Origin of the sequence: Mycobacterium persicum (genome assembly GCF_002086675.1) — a bacterium.
Lineage (GTDB): Bacteria > Actinomycetota > Actinomycetes > Mycobacteriales > Mycobacteriaceae > Mycobacterium > Mycobacterium persicum.
This window is the reverse complement of the sequence record NZ_MVIF01000002.1, coordinates 26,986-50,644: the sequence shown is the minus strand read 5'-3', so window position 1 is coordinate 50,644 and position 23,659 is coordinate 26,986. Positions and strand designations below refer to the sequence as shown.

Below are 23,659 nucleotides of genomic sequence, written 5' to 3'. Positions count from 1 at the left end.
CTGCGCCCGACTGCGCATGCCGCTTGTCTACGATTGGCGCATGCCGATACCCGCTCCGAGTCCCGACGCCCGCGCCGTTGTCACCGGAGCTTCGCAGAATATCGGCGAGGCGCTGGCCACCGAATTGGCCGCACGCGGACACAGTCTGATCGTCACCGCGCGTCGCGAAGCCCTGCTGACCGAACTCGCAGCCCGCCTGACCGACAAGTATCGCGTCGCCGTCGAGGTGCGGCCAGCCGATCTCGCCGACCCGGAGGAGCGGACGAAGCTGTGCGACGAATTAGCGGAACGGCACATCTCGATGCTGTGCGCCAATGCAGGCACGGGGACGTTCGGCCCGCTCGCGTCGCTCGACCCGGCGGGGGAAAGAGCTCAAGTACAGCTGAATGCCGTTGCGGTGCACGACCTCACCTTGGCGGTGCTGCCCGGCATGGTCGCGCGCAAGGCCGGCGGTATTTTGATTTCCGGCTCGGCAGCAGGAAATTCGCCCATCCCGTACAACGCGACCTATGCCGCCACGAAAGCGTTCGCCAACACCTTCAGCGAATCGTTGCGCGGTGAACTACGCGGGTCCGGTGTGCACGTCACGCTGCTGGCACCGGGACCGGTGCGTACCGATTTGCCCGCTGAGGGCGAGGCGTCGCTCGTCGAGCGCCTGGTGCCGGAGTTTTTGTGGATCTCGACGGAGCACACCGCCCGGGTATCGCTGGATGCCTTGGAGCGCAACAAGATGCGCGTGGTTCCCGGCCTGACGTCGAAGGCCATGTCGGTGGCAAGTCAGTATGCGCCGCGTGCCATCGTCGCGCCGATCGTCGGCAGCTTCTATAAGAAGCTCGGGGGCGGCTAGTAACAGGATGCGGCAGAGCCGGTCTCGGCGGCCGCCGCTGCCGTGATCGACCACGGCTGAGTGAGCGAGCGAAAGAACCACGCGATTGCGGGTGTCGAGTCCGCGGCGGCACGCCACTACAGGTGCGGGCCTTGAATTTCGAGCTCGTTGCACCATCGACGGCAACGGAACGTCGACTGCACCTCCGGCGGCGCGGCCAGCCACACCGGTTCCGTCATGCCAAGCCGCCAGCACCCAGATAAGTCGCTGCCGCCGCGGCATCACCGGCCGCGTAGCTGATGCCGGATTCGCCCACACCGACTCCAGAACGGCCCAGCTCTTCGACCGCTTCAGCGGCCACCGCAACGTGCTCACTAGCCAGTGCGCTAAACGAGATCCCAGTCTGTAACGACACCGGATCAGCCGCCGGCGGTACCACCGCCGCAATCACCGGCGCCGCCGCAGCATGTGCAGCCGCCAACCGAGCGGTCAGCGCTTCCACCGCAGCACTGGCCGCCGCCAAACCCTCAGGAACTACCCGCAATGTCATCACTGCACCCCTTCCAACACGTGTGGCGAACCGATTCAGACTAGAATAATTTCAACAATTCAGTCGATCGATATTGTCGCTGAATACATAAATTTGAATTATCATGACTAATCGCTTGACCTAACGAAAAGTTCTCGATATGGTTTCGGACACGCAATGAAGCGCGGGTGCGAGAATCTATGGACACTCACACCGGACGCGAGTAAGCAACAAGCCGTGGCGACGGACAATACTGCTGCCTGAGTGCGGAAAATACGCCATGCGTCGTCGCGCCGATCGAACCCATATCGGCTCACCGACGCGACATCTTCGCCACGCCGGCCAGGGGCAGAGCCATGCACCAATTTAATCTCACCCTGGTGGTATCTCCGATGTTCGCACAAAGAATCCACACCGAAACCAGCTGTACACCGGAAGGACGGACTGAATATCCGAGCATTAATGACGCGACGAACAGTGCCTTAGCAATGGTGAGGTCGATGTGACGTCTGATGTATTACCACTCAATGGTGACTCCGGTACCGCATTCCCAATGGGGTCCCAACAAAGCGACAGCCTGTTGCGACCGGTCGACTGGATCAAACCGTCGGTTGACCGGCGCAGTTCTTTCGAGCGTCGGTTGTTGTTCGAGAATTTTACGATCGCTGGTTTCAAAGGGCTGGAAGCGGAGCTGGAGAGTCAGTTTCGGGTGGCGCCGACGGACATCGTTTGTTATCAGCTCGCAACTACTCTTGCTCAATGCATGCCCACTGCTCGCTCGCTGCGCCGGGCCGACCAGCTGTTGATGCGGGCTACGCGTCCTGGGTGCGATCTATCGGAAGCCCTGCGCCAGAACGCTCTCGATGTGCACCGCAGTGTTCGTGCGATGCTTGCGGAATCCGCACGCAGTACGAGCGGTCGACTCAAACAAGCGAACTGGGGCATCTACAACCGGTGTCCGCTGGTATGTGTGGGGTGTTACAACATATTCAATTCTGAAACACTGGATCTTCAAGACGCCAAGGCGGTAGTAGAAAAACTCGTGAATGCCGGCGTGGAGGAACTAATCGTATCCGGCGGCGATCCACTCGAATGGGAACATATTCTCGAATTTGTCGACCATGCTCACACGTGTGGGCTTTATGTTGGCATCGATACCGTGGGATACAGGCTCACGCCCGAGATGGCCAAAGCGCTGAGCGGAAGGGTTTCTTATGTGGGATTACCGCTCGATGGCGGTCGAGACGACGTAATCGCAGATTTCCGCAAAGGAAAGAGTGACCTGTTCGCGCGGATTCTACACGCAATTAGCCTTTGCGCCGCATATAGTATACCGATTAAGGTGAACACAACCGTTACCAGGAGCAATGTTGATGACCTGGAGAACATCGCACGAACGTTGTCCAGTTTTGACGCGGTGTTCGCCTGGCATCTGTTTCAGTGGTGGGACCTGCGATCGCCACGCGCCCTGCGAGAACGAATGCAGATCGATCGGTCGGGTTTCCAGGAACGGGTACTGCACTTGCAACAAGCCTACCCCCGGTTGAAAATCGCGTCCGGCACGATTGACAAGCGGGCGCGAACGCATTTCTTCATCTCGGCCAATGGCGAAGTCTACACATTCGACTCGGGCGCTCTTTCAACCATTATCATCGGCGACGTCCGCACACAGACGATAGCCGAATTGGTTGCCTCCCCAGCCCTTAACAAGGATTCGCCGAAGTTCCTGCGCACGTTTCCACGTAGCCACCCGAAGCAGCCATGCATTCCGCAACACACAACCTCCAGCGTCGGCGTGCCTCGCGCTTCGCGGACCAGATAGGTTCACGATCCGCAGCGACGCCGCGGGCGGCGTGCGACGGACCTGCCACCCGTCGGCTGGCCAGACCCGCCCCGCTTCGGCATCACACCGGGCTGCTCGTTACTTGCGGCGACGCCGCCCCGTACCGAAGATGCTGCGGGTGATTTCGCGCACCCCGGTATTGATAGCGCTCTTCACGGTCGGGTTCTTCAGAATCTCTTCCCACATGCCGGGACCCTTGGGTTCAACGGGCGCGGGCATAGGCGGCACCTGGATCTCGTCCGGCCACGGTAGCGGATCGTACTGCCCCCTCGGCGGCTGGACCGGTGGCGGCGCCTCTGCCGGCGCATATGTGGTGCTCAGCATTTCGTGGGCGGACACCCGGTCGACGGTCTGGCCGTACACGGCCTGCAGCGGGCTCGAGAGAGCCGCCGCGGCAACGGCGTCGGTGCCGATGGCGCCCATCAGCGACCGGGGAACCCGCATGCGGGTCCAGGCCACCGGGGTCGGCGCGCCCTTCTCGGAGAGCACGGTCACGACGGCCTCACCGATGCCCAGCGACGTCAGCGCCGATTGCAGGTCGTAGACATCGGTTTTCGGATACGTGCGAACGGTTTTGCTGAGCGCCTTTTGATCGTCGGGTGTGAACGCCCGTAGCGCATGCTGGATCCGCGCCCCCAGCTGAGACAGCACCGTGTTGGGCAGATCCGTCGGCAATTGGGTGCAGAAGAACACCCCGACTCCCTTGGAGCGAATGAGCTTGACCGTCTGCTCGACCTGCTCCAGGAAAGCCTTGGAGGCGTCGGTGAACAGCAAGTGCGCCTCGTCGAAAAAGAAGACCAGCTTGGGTTTGTCCAGATCCCCCACCTCGGGCAGATAGGTGAACAGGTCGGCCAGTACCCACATCAAGAAGGTCGAAAACAGCACGGGGCGCAGCGACTGACCGCTGAACTCCAGCAGCGAGATGATGCCGCGGCCCTGACTGTCTACGCGTATCAGGTCGTCAGGTCTCAGTTCCGGCTCGCCGAAGAAGGTGTCAGCACCTTCGGCTTCGAGGTTGACCAATGCTCGCAAGATGACACCGGCAGTCGTCGGTGAAACGGCGCCAAGCGCTTTCAGTTCCGCCTTACCCTGGTCGCTGGTCAGATGGCTGATCACGGTACGCAGATCTTTCAAGTCCAGCAACGGAAGTCCCCGCTGGTCGGCCCAGTGGAAGATCAGCCCCAGCGTCGACTCCTGGGTAGCGTTGAGCGCCAACACCTTTGACAACAGAATAGGTCCAAAGCTGGAGATGGTCGCGCGCACCGGGACACCGACTCCACTGGTGCCCAGCGACAGGAACTCCACCGGGAAGGCCGTGGGCGTCCAATTGTCACCGGTATCTTTCGCCCGTGCGGCCGCCTTGTCGTCGGCCTCACCCGCGCGGGATAGGCCGGACAGGTCGCCCTTTACGTCGGCCATGAGCACCGCCACGCCCGCGGCGCTGAGCTGCTCGGCGATGAGCTGCAGCGTTTTGGTTTTCCCGGTTCCCGTGGCCCCGGCTACCAAACCGTGCCGGTTGACGGTGGCCAGGGGAATGCGAATCTGCGCAGAGGGGTCGGCGTCGCCGTCGACGACGACGGTGCCCAATTCCAGCGCCTGGCCTGCCACGGAGTAACCGGCCGCGATCCGCTGCGCGGGCCCGCCAAGCCCGCCGGTCGCCGCTTCGGTGCTCATCGCGCCACCTCTTCCCCGTCGTTACCCGTACCGGTTGGCAAAGCAATCACACTACTTGCCCGGGTGTTGCGGTTACGACCGCGGCGAGAGGCCTACTCTTGAGCGCTGTGCGTGACGAACTGGTGTGGATCGACTGCGAGATGACCGGGCTGAATATTGCTTCGGACAAGTTGATCGAGATCGCCGTGCTGGTCACCGACGCCGACCTGAACATTCTCGGCGACGGAGTGGACGTGGTGATCCACGCCGACGACGACGCGCTGGCGTCGATGATCGACGTCGTTGCCGAGATGCACACCCGCTCGGGACTGATCGAGGAAGTCAAGGCTTCCACCGTCGACCTGCCCATGGCCGAAGCGATGGTGCTCGACTACATCAACGAACACGTCAAGCAGCCCAAGACGGCGCCGCTGGCGGGAAACTCCATCGCCACCGACCGGTCCTTCATTGCCCGCGACATGCCCGCGCTGGACGCGTTTCTGCACTACCGGATGATCGACGTCAGCTCGATCAAGGAGCTCTGCCGGCGCTGGTACCCGCGGATCTACTTCGGCCAGCCGCCCAAAGGCCTGGCGCACCGCGCGTTAGCCGATATTCACGAATCCATTCGCGAACTGCGCTACTACCGGCGCACCGCGTTCGTCCCTCCGCCGGGGCCATCTACCAGCGAAATCGCCACAGTGGTCGCCGACCTTCAAGGCGAATCCGACGCACCGGGGATAATCGATTCGGCCGAGGAGCCTCCGACCGGCTAATATCGACGTCGCCGCTCGTTAGCCCTCCCTCTGGGAGGACCGGCAGGCGGCCATGGTGAGTGTAGTTCAGTTGGTAGAGCACCAGGTTGTGATCCTGGGTGTCGCGGGTTCGAGTCCCGTCACTCACCCCACAGGATGAATCGGCATTTCATCGAGATTGCCGCCATGGTCGTGATCAGTGCCGAAGCACAGCCCTCACGGCAATCTCGACGTTTATCGGAATAACAGGAGACTGCGGCGCGCCCAATTGTCCCGACCCGAGAAGGTTATCCGCAATGCAAGCGCGCCTATGCCTTGGCGTTACCGGCCCGCCACTGATCCCAGGGAATGTTCCAGTCCCCAAGGCCGTCCGTGCCGGACAGCGTGCCTCCCACGGTGTTGACGACTTCGACGATGTCACCGCTCTTGATGTGGTCGTAGAACCACTGGGCGTTGCTCGGGCTCACGTTCAGGCACCCGTGGCTGGTGTTGGTGTGCCCTTGAGCGCCCACCGACCACGGAGCGGAATGCACGAAGACGCCGCTGTAGGAAATTTGGGTGGCCCAGTCGACGTCGGTGCGATACCCGTTGGGCGAGTTCACCGGAACCCCATAGGTCGAGGAGTCCATGATGATGTGTTTGAACCGCGCGCCCACGATGTAGACGCCGTTGGCGGTGGGCGTGCTGTCCTTACCCATCGACGTCGGCATGGTCTTCACGACCTCGCCGTTGACCCGGATCGTCAGTATCTTGGTGCTGTCGTCCGCGGTCGCGATGACCTCGTCGCCGATGGTGAAGTGCGTCTTGACGTTGTCCTCGCCGAACATTCCCTCGCCGAGATCGACGCCATAGGTGTTGACCGCCACGTCGACTGCGGTGCCGGGCTTCCAGAAATGCTCTGGGCGCCAACGCACCTCGCGGTTGTTCAGCCAGTAGAATGCGCCTTCGACCGGCGGGTTGGTGGTGATCTTGATGGCCTTCTCCGCAGCGACCCGGTCGGCGATGTTCTCGTCGAACCGGATCGCCACCGGCTCGCCGATCCCCACCACCTCGCCGTCGCCCGGATTCACATAGGGCATCGTCAGGTGTGCGGGCGAGCTCGTCTGAAATGTCATCTGGCGAGTCGCCGCGCCGCCCAGTCCGAGCGCCTTTGCGCTGAGGGTGTAGCGCCGGTTGTAGCCGAGTTGGTCGGTGGTCGACCAGTGCAGTCCGTCGGGGCTGAGCTGCCCGCTGATCGACTTGCCGTTTTCGTTCACCATGGTGACCGCCGCCAGCACACCGTCGGCAACGCTGACGGTGACGGGCGCATCCACGGTGACACCGACGGCTCCGTCGGTCACCGACGCGGTCAGCTTGGGCACCAGCAGGTCGGCGAAGGGTGTGCCTTTGTTGACGATGACCTTGACCGGCGCGGGCGCACTGCCGCTGCTGCACGCCACGGCGAGAACAGCGACCGGGATCATGATCGCAGCCAGCCACGATCGACTTCTGCGCAAAGGCGTCATCACGTGACCTTCCAGATACTCTTGCTTACTTCGGTCACCGCTGACCCTGGATTGTTCCCTGTATTGTAGTGTCTGACCGCGGCCGTGGCAGAATTGTCGGCTCGTCGCCGTCGTTCAGTGTCGCACCTCACCCCGTCGTGATCTGGAGATTTCCCACTGCGCCACGATGCCTGTTATTGTCGCGTACGCGGTCTCTGGCCGTCCACGGCGCCGTTAGCTCAGTTGGTAGAGCAGCTGACTCTTAATCAGCGGGTCCGGGGTTCGAAACCCTGACGGCGCACACCTCCCCGCGTCGGTCCGCCGGGTTGACCGGGCACCTCGGCGCCGCGCTGTGATCGATACCCGAGCACGACGCGGGAAGGCCACCTACACAAGGGAATTCGGTGGGGGTTCTACCGCCGAACTGCACTTGGTTCCGGCCGGCCGCCCAGTAACGCCGCGGGTCACGCTTTCGCCAGATGCCTTGCGAGCCTGAAGGTTACGTGTCACCCACGCGGCCCGGTGACGGTTGCCGCCGCAGCGCTCACCGATTCCTGATGTTGCGGATCACCACGATCACGACGACAGACCCGACGCCCACCAGGGTCACGGTCACCGCAGGTTTGGTGACGAATTCGATCACCTTGGCCTTCACGTCGTCGGCGAGGCGGCGGGGATTGGCACGCTCAACAAGCGAGTCGACCGTTGCCGCCAGCTGGTCGCGGGCGAGGTCGATCTCCTGCTTGATGGTCTCGGGATCACGGTCCGCCACGTGTCTGTCCTCCAAGTAGGTGCACCTGACGAACTACCCTAGATGAGCCGGTGCGAGTCCCAACGCTCCGGTGAACAGAAAGGGACCTACGTTGAGCGAGTCCACCCGCCTGGCGCCGGGCGACAAAGCGCCCGCGTTCCGCCTGCCCGACGCCGACGGCAATACCGTGTCGCTGGCCGACTACCGGGGACGCCGCGTCGTCGTGTACTTCTACCCAGCCGCCTCGACACCGGGATGCACCAAAGAGGCCTGCGATTTCCGCGACAACCTCCGCGACCTCAACGACGCCGGCCTGGACGTGGTGGGAATCTCCCCCGACCCGCCGGCCAAGCTGGCCAAGTTCCGCGATGCCGAGGGACTGACATTCCCGCTGCTGTCCGATCCCGATCGCACCGTGTTGACGGCCTGGGGCGCCTACGGCGAGAAGAAGATGTACGGCAAGACCGTCCAGGGTGTGATCCGGTCCACATTCGTCGTCGACGAGACGGGCGAGGTCGCCGTCGCCCAGTACAACGTCAAGGCCACCGGACACGTCGCCAAGCTTCGCCGCGACCTGTCGGTCTGATCAGGTCAGGTTGGCCAGCAACAGCGCTTCGGCGACCGCGGCCCGTTCCAACACCCCCAGGTGCAGGCTTTCGTTGATGCTGTGCGCCTGCGTCGCGGGATCCTCCACGCCGGTGACCAGAATTTTGGCCTCAGGGAACGCCCGGGCGAACTCGGCGATGAACGGAATCGACCCACCCATGCCCATGTCGATGGGATCGGTGCCCCACGCCCGCCGGAACGCCGCCCGGGCGGCGTCATAGACAGGGCCGCTGGCCTCGATGGCGTACGGCTGGCCGACCTCGCCGCGCCGGACACTGACCTGTGCGCCCCACGGCACGTGCCGCTGCAGATGGGCCTCCAGAGCGTCCAGGTGCGCCACGGCATCGCCGCCGGGCGCAACTCGCAGACTGATCTTGGCTTGAGCCCGCGGAATCAATGTATTCGATGCTGCCGCAACCGATGTGGTGTCGACACCGATCACGGTGATCGCGGGTTTGGCCCAAAGCCGCTGGGGCACCGAACCGGAACCGATTTCCGATACCCCGTCGAGCAGACCCGCGTCTGCGCGCACCCGCTCGGGCGGGTAGTCCGGGAAATTCAGGGCTGCAACGTCGGTTTCATGCAGCCCTGCGACCGCCACGTTGCCGTCGTCGTCGTGCAAGCTGGCCAGCAGCCGCACCAGCACGCTCAATGCGTCGGGAACCACACCGCCCCACAAACCGGAGTGCAGCCCGTGGTCGAGCGTGGCGACCTCTACCACGCAATCGGCCAATCCGCGTAGCGACACCGTCAGCGCGGGGATGTCGGTGCTCCAATTGTCCGAGTCGGCGATGACGATCACGTCGGCGGCCAGCAGGTCGCGGTGGGCGGCGAGCAATCGGCCCAGTGACGGAGATCCGGATTCTTCCTCGCCCTCGACGAAGACGGTCACGCCCACCGGCGGCCGGCCGCCGTGGGCCCGGAATGCGGCCAAATGCGTTGCGATCCCGGCCTTGTCGTCGGCGGTGCCACGCCCGTACAGTCGTCCGTCGCGTTCGGTGGGCTCGAAAGGCGGCGAAGCCCACTGGTCGCGGTCACCCTCGGGCTGCACGTCATGGTGGGCATACAGCAGCACCGTCGGCGCACCCGGTGGCGCCGGATACCGCGCGATGACCGCCGGCGCACCGCCTTCACTGACTTTCCGCACATCGTCAAAACCCGCATGCGATAACAAATCCGCCACCGCCTGTGCACTGCGATATACCTGACCGTGTCGCGTCGGGTCGGCCCAGACGGAGTCGATGCGTACCAGATCTTCGAGATCACGCCGCACCGACGGCAACACCGCACGAACCCGCTCAACCAGATCAGTCACGATCACGAGGCTAGCTATGCTGAGCCCGATATGGCGACGCGCGGCCCCGACCCGGCAGCGCCGCTCTGGCGGGCGGCGCAGCTGTTCCGCCTATTGAGCTGCGGTTACGCCCTGGGCTTTCAGATCGCGGTCAATTCCGACCTGCGCCTGCCGGCGTTGGGCTGGGCGCTCTTCGCGGTGCTGATCGGCTGGAGCGCGGTGTGCGCGCTCGCCTACCTCCGCGGCTTCGGTCGCCGGCCTGCCTGGGTGATCGCTGAGATTGCCATCGTGGTGCTGCTGATGCTGTCCACCAAGGTGGTAGCCACCGGGCAATGGGCACTGGATAACCAGACCTGGCCGACAACCCTGTGGGCCAGCAATGCCACCATTTCGGCGGCGCTGCAGTTGGGTCCGGCCGGCGGCATGTTGACCGGCGTGGCGGTGACGGCCGCCAACGAAACGGTCAAGGGTTACATCAGCGTCAACCTCGGTCGCAGTGCGACCATTGTCATCGAGCTGGCGGTCGGCCTGGCGGTGGGGATGGCCGCCCGGACCGCACGGCGTGCCCATGACGAATTGCAACGGGCCGCCGAACTGTCGGCAGCGCTGCACGAGCGGGAACGGCTGTCCCGGCAAGTTCACGACGGGGTCATCCAGGTATTGGCCCTGGTTGCCAAGCGAGGCCACGAAATAGGCGGCGACGCAGCCGAATTAGCCGAACTGGCCAGCGAACAAGAAGGCGCGCTGCGCCGTTGGGTGATCTCCACCGACACCGAGCACGGCGGCGACAACCAGTCGGTCGACCTCGGTGCTCTGTTGCGGCGGCGGGCGTCCGACCAGGTGTCCATGAGCTTGCCGGGTACGCCGGTGCCGCTGGCGCGTGGGGTGGCCACCGAGTTGGACGCGGCGGTAGGCAACGCCCTGGACAATGTTCGCTTGCACGCCGGGCCGAACGCGCGCGCCTATGTACTGCTGGAAGATATGGGCAATGTGGTGACGGTGAGCATTCGCGACGACGGTGTCGGCATTGCCGCGGGGCGGCTCGAGGAGGCCGCCGGCCAGGGCCGGCTTGGGGTCTCGAAGTCGATCGTGGGGCGGTTGGCGGCGCTGGGCGGCACCGCGCAGCTGAGCACGAACACGGGCGAGGGCACCGAGTGGGAACTGACGGTGCCGCGCCGGGAAGGACGTCATGGGTGACCAGCAATCCCCCACCGTGATGGTTGTCGATGACCATCCGATCTGGCGCGACGCGGTCGCGCGCGACCTCGCCGACGACGGGTTCAACGTGGTCGCCACCGCCGACGGCGTGGCAGCGGCGCGGCGACGGGCCGCGGTCGTCAAGCCGGACGTGGTGCTCATGGACATGCGGCTAGCCGACGGCGACGGTGTGCAGGCGACAACGCAGGTGCTCGAAGTCTCGCCCGCTACCCGGGTGCTGGTCCTGTCAGCCTCGGACGAACGCGAGGACGTCTTGGAGGCGGTCAAAGCCGGGGCGACGGGATACCTGGTCAAGAGCGCCTCCAAGGCGGAATTGAGTGACGCCGTGCGAGCCACCGCGGCCGGCCGTGCCGTGTTCACCCCGAGCCTGGCCGGACTGGTACTGGGTGAATACCGTCGCATCGCCACCAGCCCCGACTCGGGGCCGGCTCGTCCCAGCCTTACCGAGCGGGAGACCGAAGTACTGCGATATGTCGCAAAAGGATTGTCCGCTAAGCAGATTGGCGAAAAGCTCTCGCTGAGCCACCGCACCGTCGAAAACCACGTCCAGGCGACGTTCCGCAAGTTGCAGGTGGCCAACCGGGTGGAGTTGACCCGCTACGCCATCGAGCACGGGCTTGACGAGTAGCCGGATTCGGGTAGTCCTACTCATCCGTTTCGATGCGTCACCCGGCATGGTGGCCGCCATGACCGAATCGCATCATGCCGTGATCAGCCGGCTCGCCGCCGAGTTCGACGCTTTGGCCCGCCAAATGGCCCGCGTGTCCGGCGAACTCGGTCAACTCGACCGGCTGATTTCCGATTCAGCCGCCGCACCCCAGCCGGCCCCACTACCACCACAGCCCGCAGCACCGTACTGGCAGTCGTACTGGCAGCACCGGCAACCCGCGGCGCCGCCACCGCCACGCCAGTTCATTCCGCCACCACCTCGGCGCTCAGCCGCGACTGGTCCGCCTCCAACGCCGCCGCCTTCAGACCGCGAATCCGGTTGGATCGGCAAGCTATTGGCCGTCGCCGGGGTGGCGGTGACGCTGATCGGCGTGGTGCTGCTGCTCGTCCTAGCCGCGCAGGCCGGCCTGCTGCGGCCGGAGATCCGGGTTGCCGGCGGCACCCTGCTGGCGGCCGGTCTCGTTGGCGTGGCCACCCGGTTACGCAACCGCCCCGGCGGGCGGATCGGCGCGATCGCGTTGGCCGCCACTGGTATTGCCGCGGCCTACCTGGACGTCATAGCCCTCACCACCATCTACGAGTGGGTGCCGGCGCCGGTCGGCCTGGTGCTCGCCGCGGTGGTCGGCGGTGTGGGTCTGGCGCTGGCTCGGCGGTGGGACTCCGAACACCTGGGGCTGTTGGTGCTAGTGCCGCTGATCGGGCTGGCACCCGTCATCACCCGCGGTGTCGACCTGTTGTTGGTCAGCTTCATGTTGGCGCTCTCGGCCGCCGCGCTGCCGGTACAACTGGGCAAGGACTGGATCTGGATGCAGGCTGCCCGGATTGCGGCTACCGCGCTGCCCCTGCTGGTGGCGCTGGTGTCGGTCCGACACGACGACGCCTGGGTGATCGGCGCCGCCTGCGGAATCGCCGCAATCCTGGCGATCGCCAGCGGCCTCGTGATGCTTCCAGCTATCAGCAATACCGCCGCATTGGCGGTACTAACGGCGGCCGGGACCCTGCCCGCCCTGGCCGCGGGGATAGCAGTCGATCGCGTAGTGGCCGCGGTGCTGGCAGCCGCTCTGGCATCAGCCATGCTGGCGATTGTGCTGGTCGGCACGGAACTGCCCAAGATCGCCAGACAGGTCTGGTCGGCGTGGTCGGCGGTTTCGGCGCTGGTCGCCGTTACTGTCGCCTTCGACGGCTACGTCGAAGGCCCGGTGCTACTCTCGCTGGCCGTCGTAGTCGCTACTGCCGGTCGCAGCGATGCGGTAGCACGTTGGGCGGCAGCAGGTTTCGGTGTCATCGGGACGGGCCTGTGCTACAGCTATGCGCCACTTGGCGCCTTGCTGACCCCCACCGCGATGCCGACTTCAATTGCGGTGTCCACCCTGGCCGCCAGCTTGCTCGTCGTCGCTGCGGTGTTCGCGATAGCACGAGCGTGCGTGGGCGTGCGGGACTCCGATTTGAGGGTGGTCCTCAGCCTGGGTGCCGGGATGCTGGTCGTCTACGCCGTCACGGCGTTCACCGTGACCGCCGGGGTTCTTTTCGGCGGTACCGATGCCGGATTCCTGGCCGGGCACCTGATCGCCACTGTCTGCTGGATCGGCATGGCAGCGGGTTTGTTCGGCTACGCGCTGCATCAGGGCGGCCGGAATGGCCGGACGGCCCCGGTAACCGCCGGGCTCGCGCTTACGGCCGCCGCTACCGTCAAACTGTTCGTGTTCGACCTGGCGACTCTGGACGGCATCTTCCGGGTGGCGGCATTTATCGTCGTCGGTCTGGTGCTGCTGGGCATGGGCACCGGATATGCCCGCAGCCTCGCTCGCTAATTGAGGGCGAGCAGACGCGGAATCGCCCAAAATCTCCGATTTTGGTGCGATTCCGCGTCTGCTCGCGCAGTCTAGGGCGATTCGAGAATGGCCACCGCGGCGGCGGTATCCCCCTCGTGGGTCAGCGAGACATGAATGGTCACATCGGCCAGATGCTTGGCGATTTCGCCGGTTAGCCGCACCCGCGGCCGGCCCCACATGTCGGTGACCACCTCGATGTCGCGGTGAATGTCCTCGGGCAGCATGGGCCGCTGCGCGAACCGCGAGCCGGACCAAGCCTTGATCACCGCTTCCTTGGCGGCCCAGCGGGCCGCGAGGTGCCGGGCCGCCGACGAACTCTTGTCCGAAGCGTCCCGCCGCTCACCGGGGGTGAAGGTCGTCGCGAACACCGTTCCCGGTTGGTCGACCTGCTCGGCGAAATCAGGAATGGAGACCAGGTCGATCCCCACACCGACGATGCCCATGGGTCGCCACGTTAACGGATGATCGAAGTCATCCGATAAATGCCTCGCCGTCGCCCAGCCTGGCGGCCGGATTCAGCAACATCGCCGCCTCCTGCGGCTTCTCCGGCTGATGGTGGTCGAAACGACGATCCGCGGGCCGCTCGTACATCGGCGTGCCGCCGGCGATGGCCGTGGCCAGACGCCGCCGACCGGCCAGCAACCGCGCGTCGGCCCGGCGCTGGTAGTCCGCCCGCTGCTCGGGGTCCAGCGCGGCGATGAAGGCCTGCGGGTGCACGAGCGCGATCAGACCCGACACGTGGCCGAACCCGAGACTGGTCACTAGCCCGGCCTTGAGCGGGAACTTACCGCCCAGCCGCAAGGTGTCGCGGACCCAGACGAAGTGCGCCGAACCAGCCAGCTCGTCGTCGACGCAATCCAGACTGCGGTTGGGCGGGATGACACCATCACGCAGGATCTGGCACAGCCCCATCATCTGGAACACCGCGGCGCCCCCCTTGGCGTGACCGGTGAGGCTCTTTTGCGACACCACGAACAGCGGGGCGCCTTCGGAGCGGCCCAGCGCGTCGGCGAGCCGCTCGTGCAATTCGGTCTCGTTCGGGTCGTTGGCCAGCGTCGAGGTGTCGTGCTTGGAGATCACCGCGATGTCGTCAGCACCCACGCCCAGTTTGGCCAGCGAACGCGCCAGCACCGAATCCCGGCCGCCGCGGCCCGCACCCAATGCCCCGATGCCCGGAGCCGGGATCGACGTGTGCACACCGTCTCCGAAAGACTGAGCGAAGCCCACCACGGCCAACACCGGCAAGCCCATCTTCAGGGCCAGGTCGCCGCGGGCCAGCAGGATGGTGCCGCCACCTTGAGCTTCCACGAACCCGAGCCGCCGCCGGTCGTTGGGCCGGGAGAACTTCGAGTCGTCGATGCCCCGGCCCCGCATCATCGCCGTGTCGGCGGTGGCTGCCATGTCACCGAAGCCGATGATGGCCTCCAGGGTCAGGTCGTCGAACCCGCCGGCCACCACCAGCTCGGCCTTGCCCAGCCGGATCTTGTCGACGCCCTCCTCGACCGACACCGCCGCGGTCGCGCAGGCGCCGACCGGATGGATCATCGCGCCGTAACTGCCCACATACGACTGAACCACGTGCGCGGCAACGACATTGGGCAGCACTTCCTGCAGGATGTCGTTCGGTTTGTTCCGGCCGAGCAGATTGCCGTGGTACATGGTCTGCATGGAGGTCATCCCGCCCATACCGGTGCCCTGGGTGTTGGCCACCATGCTCGGGTGCACCCAGCGCATCAGGTCGGCCGGAGTGAAGCCGGCGGACAGGAACGCGTCGACGGTCGCGATGATGTTCCATAGCGCCACCCGGTCGATCGAGGCGGCCATGTCCTGGCTGATGCCCCATACGGTCGGGTCGAACCCGGTCGGGATCTGCGCGCCGACGGTCCGCGACAGCTTGGTCTTGCGCGGCACCCGAATCTCGGTGCCGGCCTTGCGGATTACTTGCCAGTCGGTGGCGTTGGGCACCGGCCGGACGACGGTGTGCTCGGGGTCGAACTGGACGAACGCCCGGGCCTCGGCCTCGGTGGACACCACGAAGCTGAAGTCCTTGTCCAGGAACACCGATACCAGCAGCGGAGACGCGTGGTCGGGATCGATCGCGCCGTCGTCAACGAACTCGCGAATTCCCACCTTTTCCACCACGGCGTCGTGGTAGCGCTCGACAAGCTCGGCCTCGTCGACCAGCTCACCCGATTCGGTGTCGTACCAACCGGGTTGCGGGTCGTCTTCCCAGCGGATCAATCCGGTGGTCCAGGCGAGCTCGAGGACTCCGGCCGCCGACAGTTCGTCGTCGACCTCCATCTCGAAGCGGGTGCGCGACGAGCCATACGGGCCCAGTTCGGCGCCACCGACGATCACCACCAGATCGGCGGGGTCGACGTCGAGGTCATCCCAATCCGGCGGCGGCGCCGGGATGTGCGCGCGCGGCGGCGATGGCAGCGCGGCGATGATCCCCGGCGCCGTCTCCTCTTCGACGGCCGCCGCGTCGGCGGACATCTGCTCACGCGCCTTGGCGGCCAGTTCAGCCATGTCGAGATCGGCGTCGGCCAGGCCACCGGTCAGGTCCGCCTTGATCGGCGAACTGGCTGCGGCGACTTTGGATTCCACGTCGCATAGGCCGAGCAGCATCGCCGCCATCTCGTCGGTCGAATACGTAGTCACACCGGCCTCTTCGACCGCGGTGACGATGGCGTCGTTGTGGCCCATCAGCCCGGTGCCGCGGGTCCAGCCGATCAGGGCGTGCACCAGGCTGACCCGGGCCGCCCACGAGGATTCGGCGTGCCAGCGGCTCACCACGGCATCCAGCGCCGATTTTGCCTCGCCGTAGGCACCGTCGCCGCCGAACATCCCGCGGTTGGGCGAGCCGGGCAGCACCACGTGCAACCGCGACGCGATGTCACGCTCGGCGCCGATGGTCGACAGGCCGCCGATCAGCCGCTGCACGGCCCACAGCAGCACCTTCATCTCCATCTCGGCACGCGAGCCGGCCTCCGACAGATCGCCGACTACGCGGGGTGCCGCGAACGGGAACAACAATGTTGGTGTCTGCGCGTCCTTGATGTGAATCGACTGTGGCCCAAGGCTTTCCGTCTGCTCGGTGCCAACCCATTCGACCAGCGCGTCGATGTCCGCGTAGGACGCCATGTTGGCCGCGACCACCCACAACACCGCGCCGTAGCGGGCGTGGTCGCGATACAGCGTGCGGTAGAACGCCAGTCGCTGCTGGTCGAGCTTGGAGGTGGTCGCGATCACGGTGGCGCCGCCGTCGAGCAACCGCGCCACCACTGACGCCGCGATCGAGCCCTTCGACGCGCCGGTCACCACGGCCACTTCGCCGCTGTAGGGGCCGGGGTCCGGGTTCTCGGCGCCGGCTGCGATCCGGCCGTACAGCGACGCGTGAATCTGCCGGCCCGCGGCCAGCGACTTGCCCTGCCACCAGGTGGCCTGGGTTGCCACGACATGGCCGGCGCCCTCGAAGCGCTCGGACAGCCGCGCCCAGTCGGCGTCGATGTCCCCTTCGTCGGTCAGCCACAGCTTGACCAGGTCTTCGCGGGCGCTGGCCCAGCGGTCGTCGAAGACGACGGCTTTCTTGCCGTCGAATACCGGGGCCACCAACCGCGGCCAGTCCGCGCCCAGTTCGCCGGTGACCAAGTCGATCAGCTCGGCGTCGGTGGCCGCAGGCGACGCGGTGACCGGGTTGTCGAGCCCCAGCTGGCCCAGCACCAGGCGAGCCGCCGAGGCGAGCACCCCATCGGGACCGGTGATCTGGTCGGTGAATTCGCTCAGCGCGGCCGCGTCAACGGTGGCGCCGCCGCCACCGCCCGCAGACGGCAGCGCCACGGCCACGCCCCGGCGCGCGGCAACCGACGCGACCGCGGCGTCGATCACCTTGTCGACGGACGCCGCGTCCGCCAACGCGCCCTCGTGCAGATTGCCCAGCGCGCCGCCGCGGACGCTGGTGCCCTCCCGGGTTCCCAGCGCGACCTCGACGGTGACGTGCTTAGCCCAGCCGTCGCCGAGTTCCCAGGTCTTCTTCACCCGCTCGGCGATCGCACCCGGCCGCTTGCCCGACGGCCCGAGAACCGTGCGCAGCTGGTCGTTGATCGCGTCGGAAAGCACCGGCCCATAGGGCTTGTAGGTGCGCGCCAGCTTGGTGACCTGCGCCCGCAGCCCCGCCAAGTCGGCCTCGGCGGCGCCGTCGATGGCGCCCAAGTTCAGCTCGGAACCCAGGTCCACCAGCAGCTGGTTGCGCCGAGACGACGCGCCGTCGGTGATGGATTCGATGGAGTCGAGCTCCTCGATCTGGTCGATGCGCATCTTGGCCGACAGCGCGATCAGCGCCAGCGTGGCATCCGCCGCATCGAAGGCGATGTCGTCCGGCCGAACGGCACCCGAAGGTGCCGCAGGCGCGGGCGCCGGTGCGGCAGCAGCAGTTTCGGCCGGCTCAGCAGACTCCCCGACGGGCTCGTCGGCCTCGGGCTCCGGCTCGGGGTCGGTGTCGGTGGCGAACAGCACCGCGGCGTCGCGCTCGGCGTTGAGCACTTCCACTGTGCTGTGGGCGTATTCGGGTAACTTGAGGGTGTTGGTGGCCAGGCCCGCCACCGTCGGCGAGGTCTTCACGCCGATCTCGACGAACCGCTCCACTCCCAGGCCACCGGCGGCCTCCTCGATGAACAACAGATCCTGCGTTTCGATCCAGCGCACCGGGCTGGCGAATTGCCAGGCCAACAGCTCGATCAGGACGATGCGGGCCAGCTCGCGGGGCCGTTCCCGGCGCCAGGTGTCGTAGTCGGCGAGGATCTCGTCGAGCGGCTCGGCCGGCACCAGATCCCGAATCTCCTGGATGAAGTCACGATCCAGGGTGAACAGCCGAGGCACCAGGTTGGGGATGTAGCGCCCGATGATCACATCCGGGTCTTTGTCGCGCGGCATCACGCGGTCCAGCGAACGCCGGAAGTCCGCCACCCCGACCCGCAATACCCGGGAGTGGAACGGAACGTCGATCCCGGGAACCAGGATGAACGAACGGCGCCCACCGGTGAGCTCACGGCGGCGCTCCACCTCAGCCTCGAGCGCCTCCAGACCACGCACGGTGCCGGCAATCGCATACTGCGAGCCACGCAGGTTGAAGTTCACGATCTCGAGAAACTCACCGGTATTCGCCGCAATGTCGGCGACGAAGGCCGGAACATCGGCATCGTCGAGATCGATCTGCGACGGCCGGATCGCCGCCAGCCGGTAGTTGGAGCGTCCCAGTTCATCGCGCGGAACGATATCGTGCATCTTCGATCCGCGGTGAAACACCATCTCCAGCAAGGCTTCCAACTCGTAGACGCCGGTCACGCAGGCCAGCGCGGTGTACTCGCCGACCGAGTGGCCACAGGCGATCGCGCCCTCGACAAAGGCGCCCTGCTCACGCATCTCGGCCACCTGGGCGGCCGCCACGGTGGCCATCGCGACCTGGGTGAACTGCGTCAGGTACAACACGCCGTCGGGATGGTGGTAGTGCACACCGCTGGCGATGATGCTGGTCGGGTTGTCCCGGACCACGTGCAGCACCGAGAAGCCCAAGGTGTCGCGGGTGAACCTGTCCGCGGTGTCCCACACCTTGCGGGCCGCCTTGGAGCGCGCCCGCACTTCCATGCCCATGCCCTTGTGCTGAATGCCTTGGCCGGGAAACGCGTAGACCGTCTTGGGCGCGGCCAGTCGCGCGGTCGCCGACATCACCAGATCCGAACCGATGCGCGCGGCCACTTCCAAAATCTCTGCACCCCGGTCGATTCCGACGCGCTCGACGCGGAAGTCCACCTCGTCACCGGGACGCACCATGCCCAGGAACCGCGCGGTCCAGCCGATGAGCCGGGCCGGCGGACGGGCCTGCCCGTCGGTGGCGGTCACCACGTGCTGGGCGGCGGCCGACAGCCACATGCCGTGCACGATGGGCGATTTCAACCCCGCGAGCAGCGCGGCCGCCCGATCGGTGTGGATGGGGTTGTGGTCGCCGGACACCACGGCGAACGGGCGCATGTCGACCGGCGCGGTCAGGATGACGTCGCGGCGGCGACGGCGCGGGGTGTCGGTGGCGTTCTCCGATACCGCGCCACCGGCCCGCACCGGGTCGGCGAGTTCGGCCGCCCCGGTTCGGCCGAGGATGGCGAACCGCTCGTCGAGGACGGCGATCGCTTCGCCGTCGGGCCCGGCAACCGTCACCGAGACCGCGACCACCCGGCCCACCTCGGTGTCGTGGGCATCGGAAGTCGTTGCGGTAACTGTCAATTGGTCGGATGTTTCGGGCAGGGTGCCGACCATGCGGACGGCATGATCAAGATGCACCAGATTGAGCAGGCCCTCCACCACGGGCACACCGGTGTCGGTGACCGCCGATCCGATCGCCGCGAAAACAGCCGGCCAGCACCGGCCTACCAGTGCATCCGGAACGGTGCTGAGGCTGGGCGCCAGCGGTTCTCCGAAGGTGGCGGTGACCCCGGTGTGGTCAGCAACCTTTTCCGGGTCCCAGTCGACGGTCAGCCGGGCTACCCCGTCGGTGACCGGCGGCAGCAGCTCCGGCCCGTCGGCACCGGCCGCGATTGCCAGCACCGAGCGCATCGCGGTAGCGGCGTCCTCGGTCGAGACCACCGGGATCCCGCCGTCCACGGTGTTGGGCGGCAGGGTGAACCGGATGTCGATCCAGGTGCCCGATACCGGCACGCTCAACACCACATCCGCCCCGTCCTTGCCGTCGATCTGCAGCCTGGCTCCGGTGGAAGAGTGTGTGGCACGGGAGTTTTCGGGTCCGTCGTGCACCTGCCAATCGCTTGGATCGGCGATCCGGTGCACCGGATTGATGGCGGTGCGGCCGGCCCACAACACGTCGGGTGCGTCGAGCACGACGGCCAGGGGTCCGTGGGCGTCGGGGCGGCCCAACCGCCGCGATCTGACGTCCCTGACTTGCCCGTCGGCAGCGAGCACTTCGTCGATTGCGGCCTGCTCGAAGCGGTCCAGCAGCTCACCCACCGGCTCGTCCAGGCGGGTGATACCGGCGACCGCAGCCGGGCCGGGGATGATGCACACCTGGTCGGCGTCGTAGCGGGCATCGTGGGCCTGCCACAACGAGTCACTGCGCCACCAGCGCCGGACGTCCTTGTCGATCACCGGCACGAAGTTCACCGGCTTGCCCGGGGTTTTGCACAGCGTGACGAAGAAGGGAACGTCGGCCGGGTGCAGTTGGACGGTATCGGCGTCCGGGTAGCGGGCAAGCAGCGCGGCGATAGCCTCGGTGGGCTTCTCCAGCAGCGCCGGGTCGGTGAAGACCGTCTCGATCGGGCCGAAATCCTTTGGATGCAGCCGAGCTTCGGCGCGCTGCAGCATCTGCTCGAAGCGATCGCGCCAGGTGTCAGCCAGCCAGGGGCTTTCCGGCCCCATGACCCCAGCGGTGTCGGCAGTCGAATTGCCTTCGCCGATGGTCAGTTCCACGTAACGCTGCAGCCACTGCAGGTAGGTCATCTCCGCGACGTCGCCGAAGTAGGGCTTGGCGGTCTTGGCCATGGCGGCGATGATCTCGTCGCGACGCTCCGCCACGGCGTCGGCGTCGCCGGCGACCTCGTCGAGCAGCCGGCCGCACCGCGAGGCGGCGTTGTCGATCTCGTGGATGTCGGCGCCGAGTTGGCTGCGGCTGGAAGCCATGCCGCCCTGGGCCTTTCCGGCGCTGATCCACTCGCCGGTGCCCTGGGTTTCCACCAGCATGCGCTTGACCGAGGGCGAGGTGGTGGACTCGCACGTCGCCATCGCCGCGGTGCCCACCAGGATCCCGTCGATCGGCATCAACGGGAAGCCGTAGGACTTCGCCCAACGTCCGGACAGGTATTCGGCCGCGCGCTCGGGTGTGCCGATGCCGCCGCCGACGCAGACGGTGATGTTGGCCCGCGAGCGCAGCTCGGAGTAGGTCGCCAGCAGTAGGTCGTCGAGGTCCTCCCAGGAATGGTGGCCACCGGCGCGGCCGCCCTCGACGTGCATGATCACCGGCTTGGTCGGCACCTCGGTGGCGATGCGGATCACCGAGCGGATCTGCTCGATGGTTCCGGGTTTGAACACGACGTGGCTGATCCCGATGTCGTTGAGCTCGTGGATCAGCTCGACGGCCTCCTCGAGATCCGGGATGCCGGCGCTGATCACCACACCGTCGATCGCCGCACCGGACTGGCGTGCCTTCTGCACCAGGCGCTTGCCGCCGACCTGAAGCTTCCACAGATACGGGTCGAGGAAGAGTGCGTTGAACTGGTAGGTCCGGCCCGGCTCCAGCAGCCGGGACATCTCCTGGATGCGGTTGTGAAAGACGTCTTCGGTGACCTGCCCGCCGCCGGCCAGCTCGGCCCAATGCCCGGCGTTGGCCGCGGCGGCGACGATCTTGGCGTCGACGGTGGTCGGCGTCATGCCCGCCAGCAGGATCGGCGACCGTCCGGTAAGGCGGGTGAACTTCGTCGAGAGCTTGACCCGGCCGTCGGGTAGGCGTACCACGGTCGGGGCGTAACTCGACCAGGCCCGGGCCACCTCGGGCGTGGCCCCGACGGTGAAGAGGTTGCGCTGACCGCCGCGGGTGGCAGCGGGCACGATGCCGATACCCAGGCCGCGGATCACCGGCGCGGTCAGCCGGGTCAGGATGTCCCCTGGACCGAGATCAAGGATCCACCGAGCACCGGCCTCGTGGACGTGGGTGATCTCGTTGACCCAGTCGACCTTGCGGACCAGGATGGATTCGGCCAGCGCCCGCGCCAACGCGGTATCGAGGCCGACCTTCTCGGCCCAGCTGCCGACGATGTCGATGCCGTCGCCCAGCCGCGGTGTGTGGAAGCCCACCTCGACCCGTACCGGCTCGAAGACCGGCGCGAAGACGTCGCCGCCACGAAGCTTGTTCTTACGGTCGGCCTCCTCCTTCTCCGAGATCTGACGGCAATACAGTTCGAAGCGCGAGAGCTGCTCAGGGGTACCGGTGATGACGACCGAGCGCCGGCCGTTGCGGATGGACAGCACCGGTGGCAGCACCGTGCGCACGTCCTGGGCGAAGTCCTCGAGCAATCGCTGGATGCGCTCGGGGTCGGCATTGGTGACCGCGACCATCGGTGGGCGATCGCCGAGCACCGAGATCCCCCGCCGGCGCGCCACAAGTGTTCCGGCCGCGCCGATCAGCTGCGCCAATGCCAGCAGCTCCACGTCGCGAGCACCACCGGCCTTGAGCGCTTCCACCGCCAGCACCCCCTGGGAGTGCCCGGCCAGGGCAACCGGCGGGGTGGCAAAGAGGTCCATACCCTGGCGGGCCAGAGCACGAATGGCGGCTATCTGGGTGAGCAACACGCCCGGCACCGACACCGCCGACGACGTCAGGTGCTTGTCCAGCGGGACCGCGTCTTCGGCGGCCAGTGCACGCACCCACTGCAGCGGCTCGAAGCCGATCGGGCGGACCACGACCAGTTCTTTGGCAACCGGCTCGAGCAGCAGCTCCACCTCACCCGCCAGCGCGGCCAGCTCCGATTCGATCCCGGCCGCCGAAACCAGTTCCTCGAGCGTCTCCAGCCAGGCGCTGCCCTGGCCGCCGAACGCGACCGCGAACGGCTCACCGGCGGTCAGGCGATCGACCAGAGCGTGGGCGCGATGCGGGCCAGTCCCGTCGTGGTCAGCTGACACCCGGTCGTGCTCGTGGATCGTCACCGTCTTTATCTCCCTGTATGCGTCTGTATCGGTTGGTTCGGCCGGACCGGACCGGCCCCTGCAAGGGCCTGGTGAACTCCGGCCGATTCCGCATCGAATCTCCGCCGGAAAACGTCTGACCGGTGCGTTGTCGGCGGGCCGGCCCATGGACCGGGCGGCGCGACGGACTGCATCGGCTCTATAAGAGTGTCATAAGGATCAGTCCACTTTTTTGACGCCGATCGGTTACTGGCGAGTTCTACGCGCGGGTAACCAGCTCATCGGTAACACCAGGTTTCGTCGTCGGCGCAGACGCGCGTAACAAACGTCCTGCGTGCAGGTGGTTACGGTCGAGTAGCTATAACTGCGCTGATCAAGGCAGTATTGTTACCAAATCGTTATGGTGAAATCCTGCGCTGCGGCCGGCCCGTGACGTCGCATCGGCCGTAGCGGCGGGCAATCGCCGCTTTTTGCGCCGCTTCGATCTAAGCGAACGAGTGTTTGCTGGAGCTCGCCGC

13 protein-coding genes, 2 tRNA genes and 1 pseudogene are annotated in these 23,659 nt (G+C 66.2%); 9 read left to right on the top strand and 7 right to left on the bottom strand.

The window, feature by feature from the left end:
• Positions 1 to 40 precede the first annotated feature (40 nt).
• Positions 41 to 847 (top strand): mycolate reductase, encoded by an 807-nt coding sequence (gene cmrA / locus BST40_RS01405; protein WP_075548475.1) that lies wholly within the window; start codon positions 41 to 43, stop codon positions 845 to 847.
• A gap of 214 nt (positions 848 to 1,061) precedes the next feature.
• Here the strand turns inward: cmrA and BST40_RS01400 are convergent, their stop codons facing one another.
• Positions 1,062 to 1,376, bottom strand: a complete 315-nt coding sequence (locus tag BST40_RS01400) for a PE domain-containing protein (RefSeq protein ID WP_075548407.1) — start codon at positions 1,374 to 1,376, stop codon at positions 1,062 to 1,064.
• A 481-nt stretch (positions 1,377 to 1,857) separates the two neighbouring features.
• Here BST40_RS01400 and BST40_RS01395 point away from each other — a divergent pair, with 481 nt between their 5' ends.
• Positions 1,858 to 3,177 carry a radical SAM/SPASM domain-containing protein gene (locus BST40_RS01395; RefSeq protein WP_131808336.1) on the top strand — a complete coding sequence of 440 codons (1,320 nt, stop codon included), beginning with the start codon at positions 1,858 to 1,860 and terminating at the stop codon, positions 3,175 to 3,177.
• A 99-nt stretch (positions 3,178 to 3,276) separates the two neighbouring features.
• Here BST40_RS01395 and BST40_RS01390 read toward each other — a convergent pair whose 3' ends face one another.
• A complete protein-coding gene (locus tag BST40_RS01390; protein ID WP_075548409.1) occupies positions 3,277 to 4,872 on the bottom strand; it encodes a helicase HerA-like domain-containing protein in 1,596 nt (531 codons plus the stop codon).
• A 107-nt stretch (positions 4,873 to 4,979) separates the two neighbouring features.
• Between BST40_RS01390 and orn the strand changes: the two genes are divergently transcribed.
• Together orn and BST40_RS01380 are read left to right on the top strand one after the other, a co-directional pair.
• A complete protein-coding gene (gene orn, locus BST40_RS01385) occupies positions 4,980 to 5,627 on the top strand; it encodes an oligoribonuclease (protein ID WP_083153189.1) in 648 nt (215 codons plus the stop codon).
• Between the two features lie 55 nt (positions 5,628 to 5,682).
• A tRNA-His gene (locus BST40_RS01380) sits at positions 5,683 to 5,758 on the top strand.
• Positions 5,759 to 5,914: 156 nt separating this feature from the next.
• Here the strand turns inward: BST40_RS01380 and BST40_RS01375 are convergent.
• A complete protein-coding gene (locus BST40_RS01375) occupies positions 5,915 to 7,111 on the bottom strand; it encodes a L,D-transpeptidase (protein ID WP_075548411.1) in 1,197 nt (398 codons plus the stop codon).
• Between the two features lie 207 nt (positions 7,112 to 7,318).
• Between BST40_RS01375 and BST40_RS01370 the strand changes: the two genes are divergently transcribed.
• Positions 7,319 to 7,391 (top strand) — tRNA-Lys (locus tag BST40_RS01370).
• 243 nt (positions 7,392 to 7,634) lie between these two features.
• On the opposite strand, the gene BST40_RS01365 is transcribed toward BST40_RS01370, so the two are convergent.
• Positions 7,635 to 7,862 (bottom strand): DUF3618 domain-containing protein, encoded by a 228-nt coding sequence (locus tag BST40_RS01365; RefSeq protein ID WP_023366000.1) that lies wholly within the window; start codon positions 7,860 to 7,862, stop codon positions 7,635 to 7,637.
• Between the two features lie 91 nt (positions 7,863 to 7,953).
• On the opposite strand from BST40_RS01365, the gene bcp reads away from it, so the two are divergent.
• Positions 7,954 to 8,427, top strand: a complete 474-nt coding sequence (gene bcp / locus BST40_RS01360) for a thioredoxin-dependent thiol peroxidase (protein WP_075548412.1) — start codon at positions 7,954 to 7,956, stop codon at positions 8,425 to 8,427.
• Here the strand turns inward: bcp and BST40_RS01355 are convergent.
• A pseudogene (locus BST40_RS01355) lies at positions 8,378 to 9,762 on the bottom strand (M20/M25/M40 family metallo-hydrolase). The gene bcp and the pseudogene BST40_RS01355 overlap by 50 nt on opposite strands.
• A gap of 30 nt (positions 9,763 to 9,792) precedes the next feature.
• Here BST40_RS01355 and macS point away from each other — a divergent pair.
• The 3 genes from macS to BST40_RS01340 are packed head-to-tail and all read left to right on the top strand — an operon-like array spanning position 9,793 to position 13,439.
• Positions 9,793 to 10,938 (top strand): MacS family sensor histidine kinase, encoded by a 1,146-nt coding sequence (gene macS / locus BST40_RS01350; RefSeq protein ID WP_075548413.1) that lies wholly within the window; start codon positions 9,793 to 9,795, stop codon positions 10,936 to 10,938.
• The gene (locus tag BST40_RS01345; protein WP_083153188.1) at positions 10,931 to 11,587 is read left to right on the top strand and encodes a response regulator; all 657 of its coding nucleotides are present in this window, start codon (positions 10,931 to 10,933) and stop codon (positions 11,585 to 11,587) included. The genes macS and BST40_RS01345 overlap by 8 nt, the downstream gene beginning before the upstream one ends.
• A 58-nt stretch (positions 11,588 to 11,645) precedes the next feature.
• Entirely contained in the window at positions 11,646 to 13,439 is a 1,794-nt protein-coding gene (locus tag BST40_RS01340; RefSeq protein ID WP_083153238.1) for a DUF2339 domain-containing protein, read from the top strand.
• Positions 13,440 to 13,510: 71 nt separating this feature from the next.
• On the opposite strand, the gene acpS is transcribed toward BST40_RS01340, so the two are convergent.
• Positions 13,511 to 13,903, bottom strand: coding sequence for a holo-ACP synthase AcpS (gene acpS / locus BST40_RS01335; protein ID WP_023366014.1), 393 nt, complete (start codon positions 13,901 to 13,903; stop codon positions 13,511 to 13,513).
• 28 nt (positions 13,904 to 13,931) lie between these two features.
• Positions 13,932 to 23,162 (bottom strand): type I polyketide synthase, encoded by a 9,231-nt coding sequence (locus BST40_RS01330; RefSeq protein WP_083153186.1) that lies wholly within the window; start codon positions 23,160 to 23,162, stop codon positions 13,932 to 13,934.
• Positions 23,163 to 23,659: the final 497 nt, after the last annotated feature.

Coding starts and splice junctions, on each gene's coding strand:
- cmrA (WP_075548475.1), top strand. CDS start 41: ATGCCGATACCCGCTCCGAGTCCCGACGCCCGCGCCGTTGTCACCGGA.
- BST40_RS01400 (WP_075548407.1), bottom strand. CDS start 1,376: ATGACATTGCGGGTAGTTCCTGAGGGTTTGGCGGCGGCCAGTGCTGCG.
- BST40_RS01390 (WP_075548409.1), bottom strand. CDS start 4,872: ATGAGCACCGAAGCGGCGACCGGCGGGCTTGGCGGGCCCGCGCAGCGG.
- BST40_RS01375 (WP_075548411.1), bottom strand. CDS start 7,111: ATGACGCCTTTGCGCAGAAGTCGATCGTGGCTGGCTGCGATCATGATC.
- macS (WP_075548413.1), top strand. CDS start 9,793: ATGGCGACGCGCGGCCCCGACCCGGCAGCGCCGCTCTGGCGGGCGGCG.
- BST40_RS01345 (WP_083153188.1), top strand. CDS start 10,931: ATGGGTGACCAGCAATCCCCCACCGTGATGGTTGTCGATGACCATCCG.
- BST40_RS01340 (WP_083153238.1), top strand. CDS start 11,646: ATGACCGAATCGCATCATGCCGTGATCAGCCGGCTCGCCGCCGAGTTC.
- acpS (WP_023366014.1), bottom strand. CDS start 13,903: ATGGGCATCGTCGGTGTGGGGATCGACCTGGTCTCCATTCCTGATTTC.